This is a genomic window from Streptosporangium sp. NPDC051023 (assembly GCF_040689595.1).
Classification (GTDB): domain Bacteria; phylum Actinomycetota; class Actinomycetes; order Streptosporangiales; family Streptosporangiaceae; genus Streptosporangium.
In genome coordinates this window covers 1-3,951 of record NZ_JBFBCE010000185.1, presented here as the reverse complement: position 1 = coordinate 3,951, position 3,951 = coordinate 1, and the positions used below count along the sequence as shown (strand labels likewise).

At 69.0% G+C, this 3,951-nt stretch carries 5 protein-coding genes; 4 read left to right on the top strand and 1 reads right to left on the bottom strand.

Annotated elements, in window-relative coordinates; all coding sequences use genetic code 11:
* Positions 1-127: 127 nt before the first annotated feature.
* A complete protein-coding gene (locus AB0395_RS47660) occupies positions 128-310 on the bottom strand; it encodes a hypothetical protein (protein WP_366294865.1) in 183 nt (60 codons plus the stop codon).
* Between the two features lie 496 nt (positions 311-806).
* Here AB0395_RS47660 and AB0395_RS47655 point away from each other — a divergent pair, with 496 nt between their 5' ends.
* From AB0395_RS47655 to AB0395_RS47640, 4 genes are all read left to right on the top strand, one after another.
* Entirely contained in the window at positions 807-1,667 is an 861-nt protein-coding gene (locus tag AB0395_RS47655; protein WP_366294862.1) for a class I SAM-dependent methyltransferase, read from the top strand.
* Positions 1,668-1,696: 29 nt separating this feature from the next.
* Positions 1,697-1,855 (top strand): hypothetical protein, encoded by a 159-nt coding sequence (locus AB0395_RS47650; protein ID WP_366294859.1) that lies wholly within the window; start codon positions 1,697-1,699, stop codon positions 1,853-1,855.
* Positions 1,856-2,606: 751 nt separating this feature from the next.
* Entirely contained in the window at positions 2,607-3,590 is a 984-nt protein-coding gene (locus AB0395_RS47645) for a recombinase family protein (protein WP_366294856.1), read from the top strand.
* Between the two features lie 127 nt (positions 3,591-3,717).
* On the top strand, positions 3,718-3,849 hold the full coding sequence (locus AB0395_RS47640; protein WP_366294853.1) for a hypothetical protein: 132 nt from the start codon (positions 3,718-3,720) through the stop codon (positions 3,847-3,849).
* The last annotated feature ends 102 nt before the right edge of the window (positions 3,850-3,951 follow it).

Here is a 3,951-nt window from a genome sequence, read left to right as displayed (position 1 = left end):
ACGTTCACGCAGTTCAGAGCTGTACTTCCTCGGTGGTGCCATAGCTCCTCACCCTTCCAGGTTCAGGAGCCTCCAACCAACCCGGGGTGATCCATGACCAATTACGTGCTGAATTGTGCCAGTCACGTCAGGCTCGTTCGGGGTAGGCGGCGGCCACTTCCACCAGGTAACCCACCTGCGCCCAGGCGGAGCGGTCGCCGGTCGGCACGCCGGCGCTCAGGACGTGCACTGTTCCGGCGGTGGGCGCGATCATGCCGAGCAGCAGCCGGATCAACGTGGTCTTGCCGGCCTGGTTCGATGATGATGACACGGCACCTCCACAGACGGATCGCTACGGCCCTCGGCCCAGCGCCGCCCGCGATGAGCCATCAACGGAGTACTCCATCACCTTCTCAGCCCTGCCCCGCAGCGCTTAGAGATGCCAGGCCGACTGGCCGACCCGGACAGTTGCAGCGCCCGCCCTGCCACCCCGTGCGAGCCCCCCGTACGCTCTGGATGATCGCTGCTCGATCACAAGGGTTGGCCGCGCGCCCGTGCGTGCTTGCGCCGGTCGGCGCCCGTCAGCGGCGGGCCAGGGCCTGGCGGCGCGGCGCCTGCGGTTCCGGCCGACGGGTGCCGGTGACGCACGCTACCGCCGCCCGCCGACGATCCGCTCGCCGGCGCGCCAGCCGCGGCGCGGCGGTGCGGTTCGATCCACGGCGTGCCCGGCCTGCGGACCGGCGGGGCGGCCACGGCAAGGGACGCTGCCCTGAACGCCCTATTGACAGCTCGTTCACTTGATCTTTATCAACGGTCATGATGATGTCGTGGCACAGACTGCGGGACGCAGAACACCGTTCGACGAGGTGTACGACCAGCCTGACCCTCGTGCCTTCTTCGGGAGTCTCGGCCGGCTCGGCTACCAGACTCCCCACCACGCGCAGCCGGTCTTCCGACGGCTGGCGGCGGCGCAGGCGCGATCGGGGCCGGTGACGGTGGCGGACCTGTGCTGCTCCTACGGCATCAGTGCCGCGCTGCTCAACCACCATCTGACCTTCGAGGACCTCTACGCTCGTTACACCTCGCCGCAGATCCTCGGGCTGACGACCATCGAACTGATCAGGCGAGACCGGGACTTCTACACCGCGTACCGCCGCGAGAACGCCGTGCCGGTGGTCGGGCTGGACATCGCCGCCGCCGCGATCGACTACGCGCTGGCCGTCGGCCTGCTCGACGCGGGTTTCGCCGAGAACCTGGAGACTGGTGCCGCATCAGCGGGCTTGCTCCGGGCCGTCCGCCCCGTCAGCCTGATCACCGTCACCGGTGGCGTGAGCTTCCTGACCGCCCGGACCTTCCGCCAGTTGCTGCGCGCCGCCGCCCAGCCGGTGTGGGTGGCCGCGTTCGTGCTGCGCACCGGGTCCTACAAGCCGATCGCCGACGCCCTCGCCGAACACGGCCTGATCACCGAGGTCAACCCGGAACGCACCACAGAACAGCGCCGGTTCACCGATCCGGACGAACAGCGCTACGCCGTCGCCGCGGTCAGGGCCGCCGGGGCCGACCCCACGGGAAAGGAGACCGCGGGCAGCTACCACACCGCAGTGCACCTGTCCCGGCCGCCTCAGGACTTGGCCATGCCATATGCCAGCCTGATCGCAGATGCAGATCCCGTTCGCGAAGTCGGCTGAAGGCCACAGGACGCTGGACCGGCACACCGATGGGGAGTCTCCCCTCATGGGCCGTCCGCCTGCCGCCCCGCTCGATCAACACCATCGTCACTGAGATCGGCCGCCTGCACGACGCCCAGACGGCCGACCCCGACCGGAAGCTCGGGACCCTGCGCCCGCACGACTCCCGCCGCACCGTCTCCTTCTAGCTGTCCCAAGCCTCCGGCCACAACCGCGCCGAGCTCGAACGCCGCCTCGGCCACGCCAGCGACCGCTACCTGCGTCTCTGCACCAACCCATCCGACGACATCGCCGCCGGGCCCCGGTTCGGTTGAGCGGAAGGCCAGAGGCTCGCTGACCAGCGGACCCCAGCTAACGCCGGATTCCGTTCCGAATCTGACTCCGACAGGACATTGACCGGCATGGGGTCTCCGAGCAGGCGAGGGGCGCCCCCGCCCAGCGCGGCGGGGCGCCCTCGGATGTCAGCAGCGGCCAGATCGGATGATCACCTTGATCGATGACGTGAGGAATTGAGTCACCACCACGCAGGTCATGATCGCCGTCGTCCAGCTCATGACCGGCCAGGTCGCAACCCTTCGTCCGTGGGGCGGGTCGCGGTGCCGCAGCCGGGTGTGTGACCCATCCGCCATCCGGTACGCGGATGGCTCCGAAGCTGTTGTGGCTGGTGCTGTGCCGGTCGGGGCAGGAGGGTCTGTATGGGAGCGCGCGACCGGTCACCGATGGGGGCCAGGACCGTCCAGGCGGTTGCCCGCGCGATGCGCGGGCTCAGCTTGGTCTGAGGCACGGTTGCCATTCTCAGAAACGCCCCCCCCATTCTGAGAAGCGTCCGCTCTGCCGACCGGCGGAGCGCCACAGGGCCCCGGATTCGTCTCAGAACCCGTTCTCACACAGTTGAGATAGTAGAGGTGTTCTGAGAAATGTTTGTGAGAGAATCCGGGGGTGATCAGCCAGCCGAAGGCCACCGTCGTGTCCGACGCCGACGCCGACGCCGACGCCGACGAGGTCGAGCGGATCGCGTGCCCGCGGTGCGCCGTCCAGCCGGGCTCGCCATGCCGCACACGCTCCGGCGCGGTCGCCGGCACTTACCACGCCGCCCGCTTCGTCAAGGTGCCCCGCCTGGCGAAGCTACTGCGCGTGCCCGTCCCGGCCGACCGAGGCCCAGGACAGCCATGGCGGCCCGGCACCGCGCCCCCGGCACCGATCCCGGCGGAGACCCCGAGCACGGACATCCGCATCGGTTATGCCCGCTGCTCCCACCTCACCCAGGAACTCCAGTCCCAGCTCGACGCCCTGACCGCGCACGGCATCGCGCGTGAGAAAATCTTCGCCGAGAAGGTCTCCACCCGGGTGCGGGTCCGCCCCGAGTTCGAAAAGGCCCTCCAGGCATGCCGCCAGATCAAGGCGCACGCCCCGCACTGCCGCGTGATCCTCACCGTGTACGAGATGAAACGCCTCGGCCGCGACTCGGCCGAACTGACCGCGCTCGCCGACCACCTCACCGCCCACGGCATCGCCCTGGAGATGCTCGCCGGACCCTTGACCGGGATCTACGACCCGTCCGGCACCGGGCGGGTACTGTTCGCCTTCTTCGCCGCGATGGCCGAAACCGAACGCGAGAACATCCGCGAAGCCACCCTGGAGGGCCTGAACGCCGCCGCCCGCAAAGGAAACCACGGCGGCCGCCCCCCGGTGATCACCGACGACATGCTGCACACCGTGCTCCGGCGAAGAGCAGGCGGTGAATCGGTCGAGTCGATCCAGCCAGACCTGATCATCCCGACCGGCAAACGCAAGGGGAAGAACCCGAGCCTGGCCAGCATCTACCGCGCCCTGGCCGAGCACGACAAACGCCAGCGCCACCCCGAAGCCGTCGAGCAGGCCCACACCGATTTCGCCGCCCTCCAGCCCCGTACCAGGGACTGACCTGCACGACGTGCGGACGGTCAGCCTCGTACCGGCCGCCCGTTGGCTCCTTCAGCGCGGGCTACCAAACACCAGGCCAGGGCCATATCCGCCCGATTTTTCCCGAGTACTACGGGGATCCCAGAAGGTGCCGCTCCAGCTGATCATGGCCGAGACCCGGCACAAGAACCCCCGCACCGCCATGCGCTACACCCGCCCCGGCGGCGAGGCCGTCGCCGAGATCACCGGCATCCTCGCCCCACCACACCGAACTCACTAACCGCAGGTCAGAGCCGGTCGGGTGGCCCGAGGCATTGCAGCCTCGGGCTCCCACAGATCCCGGCGTGACAGTCTCCCGCCACCGGGCTCTTGTCATCCTGTT

Excerpts from the sequence above, each read along its gene's own strand:
- AB0395_RS47650 (WP_366294859.1), top strand. The coding sequence starts at position 1,697 with ATGGGGAGTCTCCCCTCATGGGCCGTCCGCCTGCCGCCCCGCTCGATC.